Annotated in this window: 15 protein-coding genes; 5 read left to right on the top strand and 10 right to left on the bottom strand. The window is 61.8% G+C overall.

What is annotated here, in order from left to right; all coding sequences use genetic code 11:
* The first annotated feature begins 108 nt into the window (after positions 1–108).
* Positions 109–1,098 carry an alpha/beta hydrolase gene (locus P3C18_RS07265; protein ID WP_275961164.1) on the top strand — a complete coding sequence of 330 codons (990 nt, stop codon included), beginning with the start codon at positions 109–111 and terminating at the stop codon, positions 1,096–1,098.
* Positions 1,099–1,111: 13 nt separating this feature from the next.
* On the opposite strand, the gene P3C18_RS07270 is transcribed toward P3C18_RS07265, so the two are convergent.
* The 4 genes from P3C18_RS07270 to P3C18_RS07285 form a co-directional block, all read right to left on the bottom strand.
* Positions 1,112–1,618 (bottom strand): DUF1993 domain-containing protein, encoded by a 507-nt coding sequence (locus tag P3C18_RS07270; protein ID WP_275961165.1) that lies wholly within the window; start codon positions 1,616–1,618, stop codon positions 1,112–1,114.
* A gap of 234 nt (positions 1,619–1,852) precedes the next feature.
* Complete coding sequence (locus tag P3C18_RS07275) at positions 1,853–2,323, bottom strand: MaoC family dehydratase (protein WP_275961166.1); 471 nt, start codon at positions 2,321–2,323, stop codon at positions 1,853–1,855.
* Complete coding sequence (locus tag P3C18_RS07280; RefSeq protein WP_275961167.1) at positions 2,320–3,282, bottom strand: alpha/beta hydrolase; 963 nt, start codon at positions 3,280–3,282, stop codon at positions 2,320–2,322. The genes P3C18_RS07275 and P3C18_RS07280 overlap by 4 nt, the downstream gene beginning before the upstream one ends.
* Positions 3,283–3,354: 72 nt before the next feature.
* Positions 3,355–4,083, bottom strand: coding sequence for a transporter substrate-binding domain-containing protein (locus tag P3C18_RS07285; protein WP_275961168.1), 729 nt, complete (start codon positions 4,081–4,083; stop codon positions 3,355–3,357).
* A gap of 185 nt (positions 4,084–4,268) precedes the next feature.
* On the opposite strand from P3C18_RS07285, the gene fadD2 reads away from it, so the two are divergent.
* Both fadD2 and fadD1 read left to right on the top strand, forming a co-directional pair.
* Complete coding sequence (gene fadD2, locus P3C18_RS07290) at positions 4,269–5,957, top strand: long-chain-fatty-acid--CoA ligase FadD2 (protein WP_275961169.1); 1,689 nt, start codon at positions 4,269–4,271, stop codon at positions 5,955–5,957.
* A gap of 384 nt (positions 5,958–6,341) precedes the next feature.
* On the top strand, positions 6,342–8,030 hold the full coding sequence (fadD1, locus tag P3C18_RS07295) for a long-chain-fatty-acid--CoA ligase FadD1 (protein ID WP_275961170.1): 1,689 nt from the start codon (positions 6,342–6,344) through the stop codon (positions 8,028–8,030).
* 94 nt (positions 8,031–8,124) lie between these two features.
* On the opposite strand, the gene P3C18_RS07300 is transcribed toward fadD1, so the two are convergent.
* The 4 genes from P3C18_RS07300 to P3C18_RS07315 all read right to left on the bottom strand — a co-directional run bounded on the left by P3C18_RS07300 (position 8,125) and on the right by P3C18_RS07315 (position 13,140).
* Positions 8,125–8,496 (bottom strand): hypothetical protein, encoded by a 372-nt coding sequence (locus tag P3C18_RS07300; RefSeq protein ID WP_275961602.1) that lies wholly within the window; start codon positions 8,494–8,496, stop codon positions 8,125–8,127.
* Between the two features lie 2 nt (positions 8,497–8,498).
* The gene (locus tag P3C18_RS07305; RefSeq protein ID WP_275961171.1) at positions 8,499–9,302 is read right to left on the bottom strand and encodes a putative RNA methyltransferase; all 804 of its coding nucleotides are present in this window, start codon (positions 9,300–9,302) and stop codon (positions 8,499–8,501) included.
* Positions 9,296–10,453, bottom strand: a complete 1,158-nt coding sequence (gene dapE / locus P3C18_RS07310) for a succinyl-diaminopimelate desuccinylase (protein WP_275961172.1) — start codon at positions 10,451–10,453, stop codon at positions 9,296–9,298. Before dapE ends, P3C18_RS07305 begins: the two co-directional genes overlap by 7 nt.
* Before the next feature lie 92 nt (positions 10,454–10,545).
* Complete coding sequence (locus tag P3C18_RS07315) at positions 10,546–13,140, bottom strand: glycosyltransferase (RefSeq protein WP_275961173.1); 2,595 nt, start codon at positions 13,138–13,140, stop codon at positions 10,546–10,548.
* 250 nt (positions 13,141–13,390) lie between these two features.
* Between P3C18_RS07315 and tcdA the strand changes: the two genes are divergently transcribed.
* Complete coding sequence (gene tcdA / locus P3C18_RS07320) at positions 13,391–14,212, top strand: tRNA cyclic N6-threonylcarbamoyladenosine(37) synthase TcdA (RefSeq protein ID WP_275961174.1); 822 nt, start codon at positions 13,391–13,393, stop codon at positions 14,210–14,212.
* 74 nt (positions 14,213–14,286) lie between these two features.
* Positions 14,287–15,090 (top strand): transporter substrate-binding domain-containing protein, encoded by an 804-nt coding sequence (locus tag P3C18_RS07325; RefSeq protein WP_275961175.1) that lies wholly within the window; start codon positions 14,287–14,289, stop codon positions 15,088–15,090.
* On the opposite strand, the gene P3C18_RS07330 is transcribed toward P3C18_RS07325, so the two are convergent.
* Positions 15,069–15,500 (bottom strand): SufE family protein, encoded by a 432-nt coding sequence (locus tag P3C18_RS07330; protein WP_275961176.1) that lies wholly within the window; start codon positions 15,498–15,500, stop codon positions 15,069–15,071. The two genes, P3C18_RS07325 and P3C18_RS07330, sit on opposite strands and share 22 nt — an antisense overlap.
* Positions 15,497–16,702, bottom strand: a complete 1,206-nt coding sequence (locus P3C18_RS07335) for a cysteine desulfurase (RefSeq protein ID WP_275961177.1) — start codon at positions 16,700–16,702, stop codon at positions 15,497–15,499. The genes P3C18_RS07330 and P3C18_RS07335 overlap by 4 nt, the downstream gene beginning before the upstream one ends.
* Between the last annotated feature and the right edge of the window lie 91 nt (positions 16,703–16,793).

The raw sequence follows: 16,793 nt of genomic DNA on the forward strand, positions 1-16,793 counted from the left end.
CCCTTCATCAAACTGTCACGCTTGTGTGGCAGCGCGCTCGTACAAACATCACCACACTCGCGTCTTAATGGGGTGCTGCGTTCTGCTGTCCCGGGTCTGGGTGATGTTATGCGTGGGTTGATTCTTCTCGCTGCACTGTTGTGCGGCCTGCCGGTTTTTGCGGCGCAGCGTTGTGATATTCAAGTGCCGACGCACACGGCGGATGTGGGCGAAGTGCGTCTGGCGTACCAGAGCATTGGCCGCGACAGCGATCCGGCGCTGCTGCTGGTGATGGGCCTGGGCGGACAGCTGATCCACTGGCCGGATGAAGTGGTGCTGCGCCTGTGTCAGCAGGGCTTTCGGGTAATCCGCTTTGATAACCGCGATGTCGGCCTGAGCACTTGGGCCGGCACGGCGCCGGCAATCAATCTGACCTACGAAGCGCTGCGCTATCGGCTCGGCCTGTCGGTGGCCGCGCCCTATGGCCTGCGTGATATGGCGCAGGACGCCCTGGGCCTGCTGGATGCCCTGGCGGTGGATCAGGTGCATGTGCTGGGCGCGAGCATGGGCGGGATGATTGCCCAGCATATGGCCGACCTTGCACCTGAGCGGGTGCAGAGCCTGACCTTGATCATGACCAGCTCCGGTGCTCAGGGTTTACCGGCGCCAAGCAGCGCGCTGCTGAGTCTGCTGGCCAAACGTGAAGCGCCTAACCGCGCGATAGCCCTGGAGCAGCAGGCCGACCTATTGGCGGCGCTGGGCAGCCCGACGGTCAGCGATGACCGGCAGTTACTGCTGCAACAGGCGCAGATTGCCTACGACCGGGCGTTCAACCCGGAAGGCGTGCAACGGCAGTTGTTGGCGATTCTGGCGGAACCGAGCCGGGTCGAGTTGCTTAACCGTCTGCGCGTGCCAACCCTGGTGGTGCATGGCACGGCCGATCCGCTGCTGCCGGTGATGCACGGCGTACATGTGGCGGCGCATATCAAAAACAGCGAATTGAGACTGATCCCTGGCCTGGCCCACCGCTTTCAGGAAGCGTTCAAAGAACCCTTGCTGGCGGCGGTGTTGCCGCACCTGCAGGCCCATCGGGGCGATGGGCAGTGGGCGCGGCTTTAAGGCGCAGAGTTACTTAACGAGTACCGAGAAAATCACGCTTACCGATGCTCACGCCGTTATGGCGCAGGATGGCGTAGGCGGTGGTGAGGTGGAAATAGAAGTTCGGCAGCACGTGATCGAGCAGGAAGGCTTGGCCCTGGAAATGGGTTTCCTTGTCGCGGCGCTTGAGGGTGACGGTGCGTGCTTCGCTGCCGTCGATCTGCGCGGCGCTCAGGCCTTGCAGAAAGCTTAAGGTTTTGGCGATACGCGCTTGCAGTTCGGCGAAGCTGGTTTCGTCGTCGGCATGGCTCGGTGCTTCTACTTCAGCCAGCAGCGCAGCGCCAGCTTTGGCGCCGTCGCAGGCGATCTGCACCTGGCGGCTCAGGGGGAACATATCGGGTGCCAGGCGCGCATTGAGAAATACGCTCTGCTCGATCTTCTTGTCTTCGGCGTGGGCTGCGGCGATGCCGAGGATGGTCGACAGGTTGTTCAGCTGACGGGTGAAGACCGGGATGGATGCTTGGTACATGGACAGGGACATGGGTATCTCCAGAAGCGCCGAACCGGATTGCCCGGGCGCGATTGTGTAGAAGGGCAGTGCGCCGCCGCAGGCAGCGGCCTGAGGCAGCAAGCTTAGAACTTGTTTCGGATCTCGCGAGCTAGAGTCCTGCAAGGCAAAAACAGGCGAGAAAGCGGAGTGTACTTTTGTACATGAGCATTTCGAGCCTGTTTTTAACGCAGCAGGGCCGACGCGCAGCCGATCCGAAGTAGGTTCTTAGCCGATGGTGATCGGCGGCAACTTAGTCAGCTCAACGGTCTGTGCCTTGCGCGGGGCGAGGATTTCCGCTTCGCCATCGACCACCAGCTCATCGTTCTGGTTGAACACGCGGGTAGCTACACGCACGCGGAATTTCGGCAGCTTTTCCAGAATTTCCAGGCGCACGGTGAGGGTGTCGCCGAGTTTTACCGGTGCGGTAAAGCGCATGCTCTGGCCGATATAGATGGTGCCCGGGCCAGGCAGCTCGCAGGCCACGGCGGCGCTGATCAGTGCACCGCTGAACATGCCGTGAGCGATACGCTCCTTGAACATGGTGGTAGCGGCGTATTCAGCATCCAGGTGCACCGGGTTGTGGTCGCCGGAGACTTCGGCAAACAGCTGGATATCGCGTTCGCTGACGGTTTTGCTGTAGCTGGCGGTCTGGCCGACTTCAAGAACGTCGTAGGGCGTGTTGCTGCTCTGGCTCATGGGTGACTCTCTTGGCTCTGTAGGTGGCGCTGGCGCGGTTGGCTAAGGGCCTGTTGCAACCAGTCGATGATGTAGGCGGTCACGTCGTCGCGGTTGCTCTCGTTGAGCAACTCGTGACGGGCGTCCGGATAGATTTGTATCTGCACATGGGGGTTGCCGGCGGCTTGCAGGGCGTTGCCCAGGTCTTGCTGACGATGGCCGTCGCTGACCGGGTCACAGGCGCCGCCAATCACCAGCAGCGGCAGGCTGTTGTCGATCTGCGCGAGGTTGTGCAATGGGGTGATCTGCTGCAGGCCGCCGAGCAGGTCGACCCACAGTTGGTTGCTGCAGCGGAAGCCGCACAGCGGGTCATTGATGTACTTGTCGACTTCCAGCGGGTCGCGGCTCAGCCAGTCGAAGGCGGTGCGGTTGGGCTTGAAGGCTTTGTTAAATGAGCCGAACGAGGCGAATTCGAGCAGGGCACTGCGCCCCTGCGGGCCTTGTCGCCAGCGCTCGAAGCGGGCCAGCAACTGGCCGACGCGGTACAACGCCACGGGCTGGTAGTTGGAGCCAGAAAGAATCGCGCCCTGCAGGCTGCAGCTGTGCTGCATCAGGTAGGCCTGGGCAATGTAGCTGCCCATGCTGTGGCCAAGCAGGAAAATCGGCGTTTGCGGATGGGTCTGGCGCATATGGTGGTTGAGGTTGGCCAGGTCATTGACCACCAGTTCCCAGCCCTTGCTGTCGGCATAGTGGCCAAGCAGGCCATGTTCGGCGGTTTTGCCATGCCCGCGCTGGTCGTGCGCATACACCTCGAAGCCTTGCGCCACCAGCGCTTCCGCCAGGCGTGCATAACGCCCGCTGTGTTCGGCCATGCCGTGAGCCACCATCAGCAACGCCCTGGGCGGCTGTTCGGCATACCAGCGGTTGACAAAGAGGGGCGCTGCATCGGTGCTGTTGAGCCAGAACGCTTGGTGGAGCATGGCGAATCCCTTAAGCCTGCAGAAGCTGCGCATTGTGCACCCCGCACGGCACGGCGCAAAGTCCGCACGGGTTCAACGATTATGCTCGCGCAGTATCTGCATATATTCGCCGCGGCTGTGCAGGTCGCGCAGGCCCTGTTCAAACACGGCGCTCCAGTCCGGCTCGCCAGCCGTTGTCGGGACAAAGCCGACCAGCAGCGGGATGCGCTCGAGCACATTGCCGTGCCAGCTGAGCTTGCCGCGCAGCTGCTCATCGTTGGCGATCAGGTGGTTACCGACGATACGTTCGAGCAGCACCATGTCGAAACGTCGGGCATTGAGTTTGCGCAGGTTGCTGATGTCGTCCACGGCGTCTTCGAGGGTCAACCCGGCGTCGAGAATATGCTGCGGGTAACCGTAACCGCGCACGATGCCCAGGGTTTTGCCGCGCAGTTCCTGCAGCTGGTTGAACTGCAGCGGATAGCCGTCGCGGATAAACAACCCAAGTTCGCTGTAGAACAGCGGGCGCGAGGGCTGCAGGCCTTCCTCATTGATCTCCTTGGGCCACAGCGCCAGCGCGCCCTGGTAGTTGCCGTTGCCCAACTCCACGCGCACCCGCGCCCAGGGCAAAAAGTCGATCTGTACCTGATAGCCGCGCACTGCAAAGGCGCGGCGCGTCAGGGCGACGATGCTGCCGCCATCCGCCAGGTGTTCGGAGCTGTAGGGCGGGTATTCCAGAGTGGCCATGCGCAGCTGTGGTTCGGCCTGCGCCGATTGCGCGAAGAGAAACAGCAATGTTGCAGCGAATAGAACGATAGGCATGGGAAGCCGTCAGCGCAGGGTGCAGATTGGTTATAGGCGGCGCGGCAGGATAGTTCCACACGGAGCGGCAAGATTCAGTGCGTCAATGACGCTGCCCGGCTATTTGCCTGTTTGGCGTTAGCTGTTAACTTCCAGCCAACTCCGCAGCGCGGATCAGACCATCTCAGGGCAAGAGGATAAAAATAATGCAGCCTGATTTCTGGAGCGACAAACGCCCGGCCGGCGTACCCAATGACATCGACCTGGGGACTTATAAGTCGGTGATTGAGGTGTTCGAGCGCTCGTGCAAGAAGTTCGCCGACCGGCCCGCCTTCAGCAACCTGGGTGTAACCCTGACCTATGCCGAGCTGGATCGGCTCTCGGCGGCCTTTGCCGCCTACCTGCAAAAGCACACTGACCTGCAGCCGGGCGAGCGCATCGCCGTGCAGATGCCCAACGTGCTGCAGTACCCGATTGCCGTGTTCGGCGCCATGCGCGCCGGGCTGATTGTGGTCAACACCAACCCGCTGTACACCGCCCGAGAGATGCGCCACCAGTTCAAGGATGCCGGCGTGCGCGCGCTGGTGTACCTGAATATGTTCGGCAAGCTGGTGCAGGACGTGCTGCCGGATACCGAGATCGACTACCTGATCGAAGCCAAGATGGGTGACATGCTGCCGAGCCTGAAAGGCTGGCTGGTCAACACCGTGGTCAAGAAAGTCAAGAAGATGGTGTCTGACTACCACCTGCCGCAGGCGGTGGGCTTCAAGGATGCGCTCAAGCAGGGCCATGGCCACGCGCTGAAGCCGGTCAAGGTCGGTCAGGAAGACATCGCTGTGCTGCAATACACCGGCGGCACCACTGGCGTGGCCAAGGGCGCGATGCTCACCCACGGCAACCTGGTGGCCAATATGCTGCAGGTCGATGCCTGCCTGTCGCAGTTGGGCAACGATGGCACCCCGCTGATGAAGCAGGGTCAGGAAATCATGATCGCGCCGCTGCCGCTCTACCATATCTATGCCTTCACCGCGAACTGCATGTGCATGATGGTCAACGGTAACCACAACGTGCTGATCACCAACCCGCGTGATATCCCAGGCTTCGTCAAGGAGCTGGGCAAGTGGCAGTTCTCTGCGTTGCTGGGTCTCAATACGCTGTTTGTCGCGCTGATGGATAATCCCGAGTTCCAGAAACTGGATTTCTCCAAACTCAAGGTCACCAACTCCGGCGGCACCGCGCTGGTCAAGGCCACGGCCGAGCGCTGGCAGGCGATGACTGGCTGCACCGTGGTCGAAGGCTATGGCCTGACCGAAACCTCTCCGGTAGCCAGTACCAATCCCTATGGCGACAAGGCGCGTCTGGGTACTGTGGGTATTCCGGTGCCGGGCACGGCGTTCAAGGTCATCGATGATGATGGCGTCGAGCAGCCGCTGGGCGAGCGCGGCGAGCTGTGCATCAAGGGCCCGCAGGTGATGAAGGGCTACTGGAACCGCGAAGAAGCCACCGCCGAGGTGCTGGACGCCGAGGGTTGGTTCAAGAGTGGTGACGTGGCGGTGATCGACCCGGATGGCTTTGTGCGCATCGTCGACCGCAAGAAGGACATGATCATCGTCTCCGGTTTCAACGTGTACCCCAACGAGATTGAAGACGTGGTTATGGCCCACCCGAAAGTCGCCAGCTGCGCGGCCATCGGTGTGCCGGACGAGAGGTCCGGGGAAGCAGTCAAGCTGTTCGTGGTGGCCCGCGACAGCAGCCTCAGCGCCGATGAGCTGAAGGCCTACTGCAAGGAGAATTTCACCGGTTACAAGGTGCCCAAGCAGATCGTCTTCCGTGACTCGCTGCCGATGACCCCCGTCGGCAAGATATTGCGTCGCGAGCTGCGCGATATCGCCTGATCGATTGAAGGCAGTGACTGTTTCAGCGCATACCGCAGCTTTAACTGCGGATGCGCTGAAATCCCTTCCGTTACTGCGCAACGCCTATAGCTCGCCGGTTTCAGCGAAATTATGGAAATGACCAAGTGTTGATGCTTGGTCACTTTTGTGACTGCTGCGGCGCTTATTGGTGCTAGTCGCTGTTTGGCAAAGCTGCTACTCTCGGGCGGCTTTTTTGTGATCCGCCATCCACGGCGACCAGCCTTTCTGGGCCGTCGCTGTGCGACGTCAAAAATTGCTCCCGGCAATTTTTTTGCCGTTTAAGTCGCAGAAAACACGCAAATCTACAATAAACAACCGTCTACGCGCGGTGAAGATCAAGCTGTTGCTGAGGAGTGGGCTTCCATGACCGAAAACTTTTGGAAGGATAAGTATCCCGTTGGGATTGCTGCCGAAATCAATCCTGACCAGTACCCGAACATCCAGGCGGTACTGAAAGAGTCCTGCCAACGCTTCGCCGACAAGCCAGCTTTCAGCAATATGGGTAAAACCATTACCTACGGTGAGCTGTACGAGTTGTCTGGCATCTTTGCCGCCTACCTACAGCAGAACACCGACCTGCAGCCCGGCGACCGTATCGCCGTACAACTGCCCAACGTGCTGCAGTACCCGGTTGTCGTCTTCGGTGCCCTGCGCGCCGGCCTGGTGGTGGTCAACACCAACCCGCTGTACACCGCGCGGGAAATGGAACACCAATTCAACGATTCCGGCGCCAAGGCCCTGGTCAGCCTGGCCAATATGGCCCATTTGGTTGAGCAAGTACTGCCGAAAACCGGGATCAAGACGGTCATCATCACCGAAGTCGGTGACATGCTCTCGCCGCTCAAGCGCCTGCTGGTCAATACGGTCGTCAAGCACGTGAAGAAGATGGTGCCGGCCTACAACCTGCCGCAAGCCGTCAAGTTCACCGCTGCCATGGCCAAGGGCCGTGGCCAGTCGGTCAAGGAAGCCGCGCCGAGCAATGGCGAAATCGCCGTGCTGCAATACACCGGCGGCACCACTGGCGTGGCCAAGGGCGCGATGCTGACCCATCGTAACCTGATCGCCAACATGCTCCAGGTCAAGGCGCTGATGGGCTCGGAAATGAGCGAAGGCAGCGAAGTGCTGATCGCGCCATTGCCGCTGTACCACATCTACGCCTTCACCTTCCATTGCATGGCAATGATGCTGATTGGTGGGCACAACGTGCTGATCACCAACCCGCGTGATCTGCCGGCGATGACCAAGGACCTGGCCAAGTACAAGTTCACCGGTTTTGTCGGCCTCAATACCCTGTTTGTTGCCCTGTGCAACAACGACGACTTCCGCAAGCTGGACTTCTCCACCCTGAAGGCCACCTTCTCCGGCGGTATGGCGCTGCAACTGGCCACCGCCGAGCGTTGGAAGCAGGTGACCGGTTGCTCGATCTGCGAAGGCTTCGGCATGACCGAAACCAGCCCGGTGGCCTCGGTCAACCCGTTTAGCAATATCCAGATCGGTACCATCGGTATTCCGGTGCCATCGACTGTGTGCAAGGTAATCGACGACGAAGGCGTTGAGCAGCCGCTGGGGTCGATTGGCGAGCTGTGCGTCAAAGGTCCGCAGGTGATGAAGGGCTACTGGCAGCGCCAGGAAGCCACCGACGAAATCCTCGACGCCGAAGGCTGGTTGAAGACCGGCGACATCGCGGTGATCCAAGAAGACGGTTACATGCGCATCGTCGACCGCAAGAAGGACATGATTCTGGTGTCCGGCTTTAACGTCTATCCGAACGAGCTGGAAGACGTGCTCGCCACCCTGCCAGGCGTACTGCAGTGCGCAGCCATTGGTGTGCCGGATGAGAAGTCGGGCGAAGCGATCAAGATCTTCGTGGTGGTCAAGCCGGGTGAAACCCTGACCAAAGAGCAGGTCATGGAACACATGCGCGCCAACGTCACCGGCTACAAGGTGCCAAAGGCCGTGGAATTCCGCGACGTGCTGCCAACCACCAACGTCGGCAAGATCCTGCGCCGCGAACTGCGTGACGAAGAGCTGAAGAAACTGGGTAAGAAGTAACCACCCGGTTAAACAAAACCCCGCCTAGGCGGGGTTTTTTGTGTCTGCTAATAAACTGGCCGAATAGCCGAGCGCATTAGTTTTCAGCGGTCGGTCAGCCGGTGCGCCAGGTGATCTCTTCAACCCCATCGGCGCTGATGCGCATCCAGCGGTCGGCTTGCTCGTCGCTTTCTTCTTCCTGCCAGCCGCCCGGTGCGCAGCGCACTTCCACATTCAGCGCGGCGAAGGCGGCCTGGGCGCAGGCCAGGTCGTCGGCCCAGGGGGTGGTTTCGCTTTCCAGGAACAGGCTGTTCCATTTGCCGACGGCCTTGGGCAGCCAGGTGACGGGTACGTCACCGGCCATGCATTTGTAAGTCTGGCCTTTCTGCTGCCAGGGTGTGCAGCTGCCCAGTGCGCTGTTCAGCCACTCGCCGATGGCGGTGTGGTCGGCGTCTTTCAGGTAAATCTCGATATCCGGTTGGCGCATGGTCATAGTCTCTCGATCCAGTCGTAGCGGATGGCGACAGTCACGTCGCAGGGTTCGGCGATCACCGCCGCGCGCTTCTCGGCGCTGGCGCGCCAGCCGTGCGGGGTCATGGCCAGCAGGTCGGCGCGGGCTTCGCTGCTTGGCAGGTGCAGATTAAAGGTCAGGGTTTCGCTGTGGGCCAGGCGCATGCCATCGGGGATCAGCTCCAGGTGTTTCTGATCATCGTAGTCGCGCACTTCGTCATACAGCTTCTGCCGCAATTCCATCAGGTGTTCACGGGTCGGCCCCATGCGCAGCAGGCCGCCACCGGGGGCGAGCAGGCGTTTGGCCTCCTGCCAGTCGAGCGGGCTGAAGACGCTGGCGAGCAGTTGGCAGCTGGTGTCACTCAGCGGCACGCGGGCCATGCTCGCCACCAGCCAGTTGAGCTGGGGCGCGCGTTTGCAGCCGCGTTTGATCGCCTCGCGGGAGATGTCCAGGGCGTAGCCGTCGGCGTGCGGCAGGGCGTCGGCGATCTGTGCGGTGTAGTAACCCTCGCCGCAACCGATATCCAGCCAGCGCGCCGGGCTATAACCGGCCGCCAGTTCGGCCAGGCGCTTGGCTAATGGCGCGTAATGACCTCCGTCGAGAAAGCGTCGCCGCGCCTCGACCATGGCGGCGTTGTCGCCCGGGTCGCGGCTGTTCTTGTGCTGCACCGGCAGCAGATTCAGGTAACCCTGGCGTGCACGGTCAAAGCGGTGGTTGGCCGGGCAGGTGACACCGTTGTCGAGCGTCTGCAGCGGCGCCTGGCAGATGGGGCAGATCAGCATGCGAGCAGATTGACCAAGGTTTGATAGTAAATTTCGGTCAGCACATCCAGATCACTGGCCAGTACGCGTTCGTCGACCTGGTGGATGGTGGCGTTGACCGGGCCGAGTTCGACCACTTGGGTGCCGAGGGTGGCGATAAAGCGTCCGTCGGAGGTGCCGCCGCTGGTCGAGGGTTTGGTGTCGCGACCGGTGACAGCCTTGATGCTGGCGGCCACGGCGTCGAGCAGGGCACCCGGCTCAGTGAGGAACGGCAGGCCGGAGAGGGCCCAGTCCAGGTGATAGTCCAGGCCGTGCTTGGCGAGGATTGCCTCGACGCGCTGCTGCAGGCCTTCGACCGTGGATTCGGTGGAGAAGCGGAAGTTGAATACCGCCGTCAGCTCGCCAGGGATCACGTTGGTCGCGCCGGTGCCTGCGTTGAGGTTAGAAATCTGGAAGCTGGTGGGCGGGAAGAAGGCGTTGCCGTCATCCCAGTGCTCGGCAGCCAGTTCGGCCAGGGCCGGCGCGGCCAGGTGAATCGGGTTGCGCGCCAGGTGCGGGTAGGCCACGTGGCCTTGTTTGCCGCGTACGCTGAGGGTGCAGCCGAGCGAACCACGGCGGCCGTTTTTTACCACGTCGCCAACCAGGGTGGTGCTCGACGGCTCGCCAACAATGCACCAGTCCAGGCGCTCGTTACGTGCGCGCAGGCGTTCAACCACGGCCTTGGTGCCGTGGTGCGCCGGGCCTTCTTCGTCACTGGTGATCAGAAAGGCGATACGGCCTTTATGGCCCGGGTATTCCGCAACAAAGCGTTCAACGGCGATGATCATCGATGCCAGGCTGCCTTTCATGTCCGCCGCGCCACGGCCACAGAGCATGCCGTCTTCATCAATCAGCGCATCGAATGGCTGGTGCTGCCACTTCTGCATCGGGCCGGTGGGCACCACATCGGTGTGCCCGGCAAAGCACAGCACAGGACCCTCTTGGCTGCCGTGGCTGGCCCAGAAATTGTCCACTTCCTCGATCCGCATCGGTTCGATGGTAAAGCCGCAGGCAGCCAGACGACGTGTCATCTGTTCCTGACAGCCTTCATCAAGCGGCGTGACGGACGGGCGACGAATCAGCTCGCAGGCAAGCTCCAGCGTCGGGGAGAGGGGCGTGGCGTTGGCGGTCATTGCGGCTCCGGGCGGCATCAAGCGGAAAGGCCGCCATCTTAAAGCAAAACGGCGGCCATTGGCCGCCGTCTGGCATTCAAGCGCGGCAGTAGTCAGCTGGCAGCAGCGGTTTCCTGCGAGCTGGCCTGCGGCGCCGGCAGCGACGACAGCAGGGCCATGATCAGCGCCGCCAGGTAGGGCAGTGATTGCACCAGCAGCATGGCCACCCAGAACTTCACATCGGCGCTAGGCAGGCCCTGGACGATGCTGATGCCGATGGCCGAACCCCACAGCAGCAGCATGATAAACACTTCCTCGCGGGCCTCGGCCAGGGCCACCAGAATGCCGTGGTTGCTGGCCATCTTCGGTGTGCGGAAGAACGGGATGGTCTTGGTAAAGGTGCCGTAGAGCACCGCCTTGGCAATCGTGTGCGACAGCGCCAGGCCCGCCAGCGCCGCCTGGAATGAGCGCACCAGATCGACGCCCATGGCCTTGCGATAGAGGAACAGGATCTTGCCCAGCTTGAAGAAGAACAGCGCCAACGGCGGGATGGCGAAGATCATCAGCGGCGGGTCGACCCGCTGCGGCACGATAATCATCGCCGCCGACCAGAGCAGCGCACCGACGGTGAAGAAGATATTCAGGCCGTCGGCGATCCACGGCAGCCAGCCGGCGACAAAGTGGTAGCGCTGACCGGTTTTCAGTTCGGAATCCTTGCCGAGGAACAGACTGCGCGCATGGCCCTTCATGATCTGAATGGCGCCGTAGGCCCAACGGAAGCGCTGCTTCTTGTAGTCGATAAAGGTGTCCGGCATCAGCCCCTGGCCAAAGCTCTGGTGGGCATAGGCGGCGGAGTAGCCTTTCTCGAATACGCGCAGGCCCAGTTCGGCGTCTTCGCAGATGGTCCAGTCGGCCCACTTCAGTTCGTCCATCACCGTGCGGCGGATCATGGTCATGGTGCCGTGCTGGATGATCGCGTCGCGGTCGTTGCGCGTCACCATGCCGATATGGAAGAAACCTTTGTATTCGGCGTAGCAGAGCTTCTTGAAGATATTCTCGTTGCCGTCGCGGTAATCCTGTGGCGACTGCACCACGGCAATCTGCGGATCACTGAAGTGCGGCACCATGTACTTGAGCCAGTTCTTGTCGACACAATAGTCGGCGTCGATCACCGCCACCACTTCGGCATCTGGCGCGGTATGCGGCAGGATGTAGTTCAGCGCGCCGCCCTTGAAGCCGGCAATCGGCGCGACGTGGAAGAAGCGAAAGCGCGGCCCTAGGACTTTGCAATAGGCCTCTACCGGCTCCCACACGGCCGGGTCCTTGGTGTTGTTGTCGATGATGATGACTTCGTAATCCGGGTAATCCAGCGCGGCCAGGGCGTCGAGGGTCTGTTTGACCATCTCCGGCGGCTCGTTGTAGCAGGGCACGTGGACCGAGACCTTGGGCCGGTAGGCACTGTCGGCTAGCACTGGCTGGAACGGCCGGCGGCGCGTACGGGTCCAGGCGGTTTCGGCCAGCTCGTGGGCCTCGGTGAGCAGCACGATAAACACGCCGAAGGCACCGATACCCAGCAACAGGCCGACCAGGGTGCTGAACCAGGTGCTGTATTGCTGGCTGTAGTCGTAGCCGATCCACACCAGGGCCGAGCCGCCGGCGAAGGCAACAATGGTCAGGAAGGTGCGGCCGCGCTGGCGCAGGGCGCTGCCGTCGATCAGCATCAGCGCCAGGCTGAGCAGGGCCAGCACCACCGAGCCGATGGCCAGCAAGCGCCACTGCGGAATTGCTACCACGGGGCCTTCGAAGGCGAACTTGGCCTGGCGATCCAGGTCGTACACGCCCCAGTAGGCACCGACCGAACCTTCATCGCTGGCCTTCCACGGCTGGTCGAAGGCTTCGATCACGAAGTAGTTGTAGCCCTTGGCGTTCAGCGCGTTGACCAGGGTGCGCAGGTAGATGGCCTGATCCGCCTGGGAAGCATCGGCGCCGCCGCGCATGCGTCCGTTACTCGGCCAGCCGACCTCGGAGAGCAACAGGGGCTTTTTCGGGAAGAGTTTTTTCAGGTCCTTGGCGCGCTCCAGCACGAAGTCGGTGGCGTCTTCCATCGGCACGAACTCCCAGTAGGGCAGTACGTGGGCCGCGACCAGGTCGGTGTGTTGTGCCAGTTCCGGGTATTCCTGCCAGATGTGCCACTGCTCGGAGGTGGTCACCGGTACCTTGACTGCTGCGCGCACGCGGTCGATGTAAGCAATCAGGTTCTCTGGGGTTACTTCGCTGCGGAACAGCGCTTCGTTACCGACCACCACGCGCACCACGCTGCGCGAGTTATTGGCAATCTCGATGGCCTTGGCGATTTCCCGCTCGTTACGCGCCAGATCCGGGCTGATCCAGATGCCCAGGGTCACGCGTAGGCCGAACTCTTCGGCCAGCAGCGGGATATTGCCCAGCGGGCCGTCTACCGAGTAGGTGCGGATGTTGTCGGTCTGGGTGCTCAGCAACTCCAGGTCGGCACGCATCTGCGCATCGCTGGGGTAGCTGTCCTGCTGCGGGTTCTGCCCGGCGCGGAAGGGCGAGAAGGAATACCCGGAGATCTGTTCCGGCCAGTCCGGTGCGCTTACCGGGCGGTTGTACAGCGCCCAGATACCGGTAAACACGGCGGCAATTGCCAGGAACATGACCAGGTTCAGTCCAAACTTACGCGAAGGCATAGTGTGCAGGTCCAGCGAAGGGGCAATAAAAAGCGACGAGCGTCGGGTGGCGCATGCTACGCCGCCGCCATTGGGCTGTATAGCTGGCAGGCCGGCATATTGCTGGGACGATAGCAGGCGTTGAAGGTTCCGCTGATGGCGATGTGCTACTGCTGTTCATCGGTTAGCTCGGTCTAGACCAAGACAGTGCTTGGGTGCAGCTCGCCGGCTACCTATAATGCGCGCCGCCTGTGGCTTGCGAGAGAGAAGAATGCCTGTGGATGAACAACGCTTTGCCGGGATCGCCCGTCTGTATGGCCGCGAGGGTGCCGAACGGCTGGCGGCTGCGCATGTGGCGGTGGTCGGGATTGGCGGTGTGGGTTCCTGGGCAGCCGAGGCGCTGGCCCGCTCCGGGGTGGGCGAAATCTCCCTGTTTGATCTGGACGATGTCTGCGTCAGCAACAGCAACCGCCAGCTGCACGCCCTCGACAGCACGGTCGGCCAGCCCAAGGTCGAGGTGATGGCGGCGCGTATTCGCGCAATCAATCCGGCCTGCGTGGTGCATGCGGTGGCGGATTTTGTGACCCGCGAGACCATGGCCGAGTACATCACCGAGCAGCTGGATGCGGTGATCGACTGCATCGACAGTGTCAACGCCAAGGCCGCGCTGATTTCCTGGTGCAAGCGGCGCAAGATTCAGGTGATCACCACCGGCGGCGCAGGCGGGCAGATCGACCCGACGCAGATTCAGGTCGGCGACCTGAACAAGACCTGGAACGATCCGCTGGCCTCCAAGGTGCGCTCCACCCTGCGCCGCGACTACGGTTTCTCGCGCACGCCAGGGCGCAACTACAGCGTGCCGTGCGTGTATTCCAGCGAGCAGCTGCGCTATCCCAAGCCCGACGGCACGGTGTGTCAGTACAAGGGCTTTGTCGGCGAAGGGGTCAAGCTCGACTGCGCCGGCGGGTTTGGCGCGGTGATGATGGTGACCGCCACCTTCGGCATGGTGGCCGCTGCGCGCATCGTCGATAAATTGGTCGCCGGTACGCGGCGACCGGCGGAGCGGCGGCCCGCAAATGATGATGTTGGCTAAGATGTAAAGAATGACCGGTTGCGGTCGATGTTCAGCAGGGATGTGCTGGTAGTTCTCTTTTGAGGTGTGCTGTGTTGTCCCTGTTGCGTCATGTGTTACGTCATATCCCGCGATCTGTGCTGCTGTTTGCAGCGCTTTCTGTCTGCCTGAGCGCCCATGCCAACCCGGTTGTGCGGATTGGCACCGGTGACTGGGTGCCTTACGTCGATCAGCAGCGCGAAGATGGCGGCGCCCTGTCGCGACTGGTGCGCGATATTTTCAAGGCGGCCGGTTATCAGGTCGAGTTGGTCTATTACCCCTGGGATCGCAACCTGCTGATGCTCGAACAGGGCGGCCTGGATGCGGTGATGCCGTATATCTGCAGCAAAAGTCGTCAACGTTTCAGTGAATGCAGCGATGCAGTAGTGGCGGGGGACGTGGTGTTATTCCAGCGCCGCGATCAGCAGCTTGTTTGGACCCATTTCGACGATCTTAAGACGTTTCGCATCGCCACGACGCTCGGCTATTCCTATGGCTCGGAGTTTGATGCGGCGTTCGATGCTGGGCAGTTGCAAGTGCAGCAACACGGTAAAGAAGACACAGGTTTCCGTTTGCTGAGCCTGGGGCGGGTTGACTTCCACCCTCAGGATAGAGCGGTCGGTTACGCCATGCTGCGTCGTCTGTTCTCGGAGCAAGAGCGAGTGTTGATCACCCATAATCCGCATATCTTGCATACCGAGCCGCTGCACCTGCTGTTTCGCAAAGGCGATGCTAAAGCCGATCAGCTGCGCAAGGTATTCAATAGCGGTTTGCGCCGCTTGGCGCAGAACGGTGAGTTGGAGCGTTTGCAGCAGGCCTTGTATTCCGGCAATGCCGATCAGTGGCGCGCTGCGCCCTGATCGGCCGCATCCAGCAAGTGCTGCATCCGCGTCAGCACGGCCTGCAGGCCATTGCTACGCGAGGGCGAGAGGTGGCGGGCCAGGCCGAGCTGAGTAAACCAGTCCGGCAGATCCAGCTGCACCAGTTCGGTCTGGGTTAAGCCATTGACCCGCGCCAGCAGCAGCGCGAGCAGGCCGCGCAGCAACCGTGCATCACTGCTGGCGCGAAACTGCCACTGCCCGCCGTCGCGTTCGGCCAGCAACCACACCTGACTTTCGCAGCCCTGCACCCGGTTGGCTTCACAGCGTTCGGCGTCACTCAGTGGCGCGAGCTGGTCGCCCCATTGCATCAGCAGGCGCGCGCGTTGTTCCCAACCGGGGCAGGCGCTAAAGGCCTGCAACGCAGTTTGTGCGCTGGCGGGCAGGCTCATTGCAACAGCTCCAGGGCCTGATCCAGGGCGCTAAAGAAGCGCTGCAGATCGCTGCCATCGTTATACAGCCCCAGGGATACGCGAATCGCCCCGCTCAGGCCGAGACCCTGCAGCAGCGGCATGGCGCAGTGATGGCCGGCGCGCACGGCAATCCCCTGTTCGGTCAGCAAGTGAGCGAGGTCGGCGTTATGCACGCCGTCGACCACAAAGCTGGCCAGGGCGACAGTGGGCGCACCGAGCAGGCGCACGCCCTGACGCTGTCGCAGCCCAGCGATCAGCTCTGCATGCAGCGCTGTTTCGTGGGCGCTAACGGCATTGGTGTCGAGGCTGCTCAGGTAATCCAGGCTGGCGCCCAGGGCGATCACCGAGGCAATCGGTGGCGTACCGGCCTCAAAGCCCAGCGGCGCGGGGCGAAAGCTGGCGTTGCTGTAGTCGGTGTGCAGCAGCATTTCACCGCCAAACTGCCAATGCGCCAGCTGCTCCAATGCGTGCGTGCGGCCATAGAGCAGGCCGACGCCATCCGGGCCATACAGCTTATGGCTGGAGCAGATATAGAAGTCGCAGCCCAGTGCCTGTACATCCTGGCGACCGTGCACCACGCCCTGTGTGCCATCGACCACCGTCAGCGCGCCTTGCGCCTGTGCCAGAGCCAGTAACGGCTCAAGTGGCTGCCAGCAACCGAGCACGTTGGACAGCTGGCTGACCGCCAACAGGCGGGTGCGCGGGCCGATCAGCTGCGCGGCTTGGGTGAGATCGATCAACCCATGTTGATCCAGTGGCAACACCACCAGTTGGAGCTGTTGGCGCCGCGCCAGTTGCTGCCAGGGCAGCAGATTGGCGTGGTGTTCCAGGGCGCTGATGACAATTTCATCGCCCGGCTGGAACTGCTGTTCCAGGCCATAAGCCAGCAGATTGAACGCCTCGGTGGCGCTGCGGGTGAAGATGATCTGCTGCGCGTCGGGCGCATTTAACCAGCGTGCAGCTTTTCCCCGCGTGGCTTCGAAGGCGCGGGTGGCGCGCTCGCCCGGCAGGTGCTGGGCACGATGCACATTGGCTGCGCCACTGGCGTAATAGCCGAGCAGGGCATCGAGCATGGCCTGGGGTTTTTGCGCGGTGGCGGCGCTGTCCAGATAGGTCTGGCCTTCGGCCGCAAGGGCCTGAATACCAGGGAAGTCAGCGCGCCAGGGGGAATGGATAGACATGGGCAGGCAATCGAGACCGTAGGATGGGTTGAGCGCAGCGATACCCATAATGAGCGTGATGGGTATCGCGATGCTCAACCCATCCTACAAA

The organism is Pseudomonas sp. 1928-m (assembly GCF_029269135.1).
Taxonomy (GTDB): Bacteria; Pseudomonadota; Gammaproteobacteria; order Pseudomonadales; family Pseudomonadaceae; genus Aquipseudomonas.

Coding starts and splice junctions, on each gene's coding strand:
- fadD1 (WP_275961170.1), top strand. CDS start 6,342: ATGACCGAAAACTTTTGGAAGGATAAGTATCCCGTTGGGATTGCTGCC.
- P3C18_RS07280 (WP_275961167.1), bottom strand. CDS start 3,282: ATGCTCCACCAAGCGTTCTGGCTCAACAGCACCGATGCAGCGCCCCTC.
- dapE (WP_275961172.1), bottom strand. CDS start 10,453: ATGACCGCCAACGCCACGCCCCTCTCCCCGACGCTGGAGCTTGCCTGC.
- P3C18_RS07305 (WP_275961171.1), bottom strand. CDS start 9,302: ATGCTGATCTGCCCCATCTGCCAGGCGCCGCTGCAGACGCTCGACAAC.
- P3C18_RS07265 (WP_275961164.1), top strand. CDS start 109: ATGCGTGGGTTGATTCTTCTCGCTGCACTGTTGTGCGGCCTGCCGGTT.
- tcdA (WP_275961174.1), top strand. CDS start 13,391: ATGCCTGTGGATGAACAACGCTTTGCCGGGATCGCCCGTCTGTATGGC.
- P3C18_RS07315 (WP_275961173.1), bottom strand. CDS start 13,140: ATGCCTTCGCGTAAGTTTGGACTGAACCTGGTCATGTTCCTGGCAATT.
- P3C18_RS07335 (WP_275961177.1), bottom strand. CDS start 16,702: ATGTCTATCCATTCCCCCTGGCGCGCTGACTTCCCTGGTATTCAGGCC.
- P3C18_RS07285 (WP_275961168.1), bottom strand. CDS start 4,083: ATGCCTATCGTTCTATTCGCTGCAACATTGCTGTTTCTCTTCGCGCAA.
- P3C18_RS07270 (WP_275961165.1), bottom strand. CDS start 1,618: ATGTCCCTGTCCATGTACCAAGCATCCATCCCGGTCTTCACCCGTCAG.
- P3C18_RS07330 (WP_275961176.1), bottom strand. CDS start 15,500: ATGAGCCTGCCCGCCAGCGCACAAACTGCGTTGCAGGCCTTTAGCGCC.
- P3C18_RS07275 (WP_275961166.1), bottom strand. CDS start 2,323: ATGAGCCAGAGCAGCAACACGCCCTACGACGTTCTTGAAGTCGGCCAG.
- P3C18_RS07300 (WP_275961602.1), bottom strand. CDS start 8,496: ATGCGCCAACCGGATATCGAGATTTACCTGAAAGACGCCGACCACACC.
- fadD2 (WP_275961169.1), top strand. CDS start 4,269: ATGCAGCCTGATTTCTGGAGCGACAAACGCCCGGCCGGCGTACCCAAT.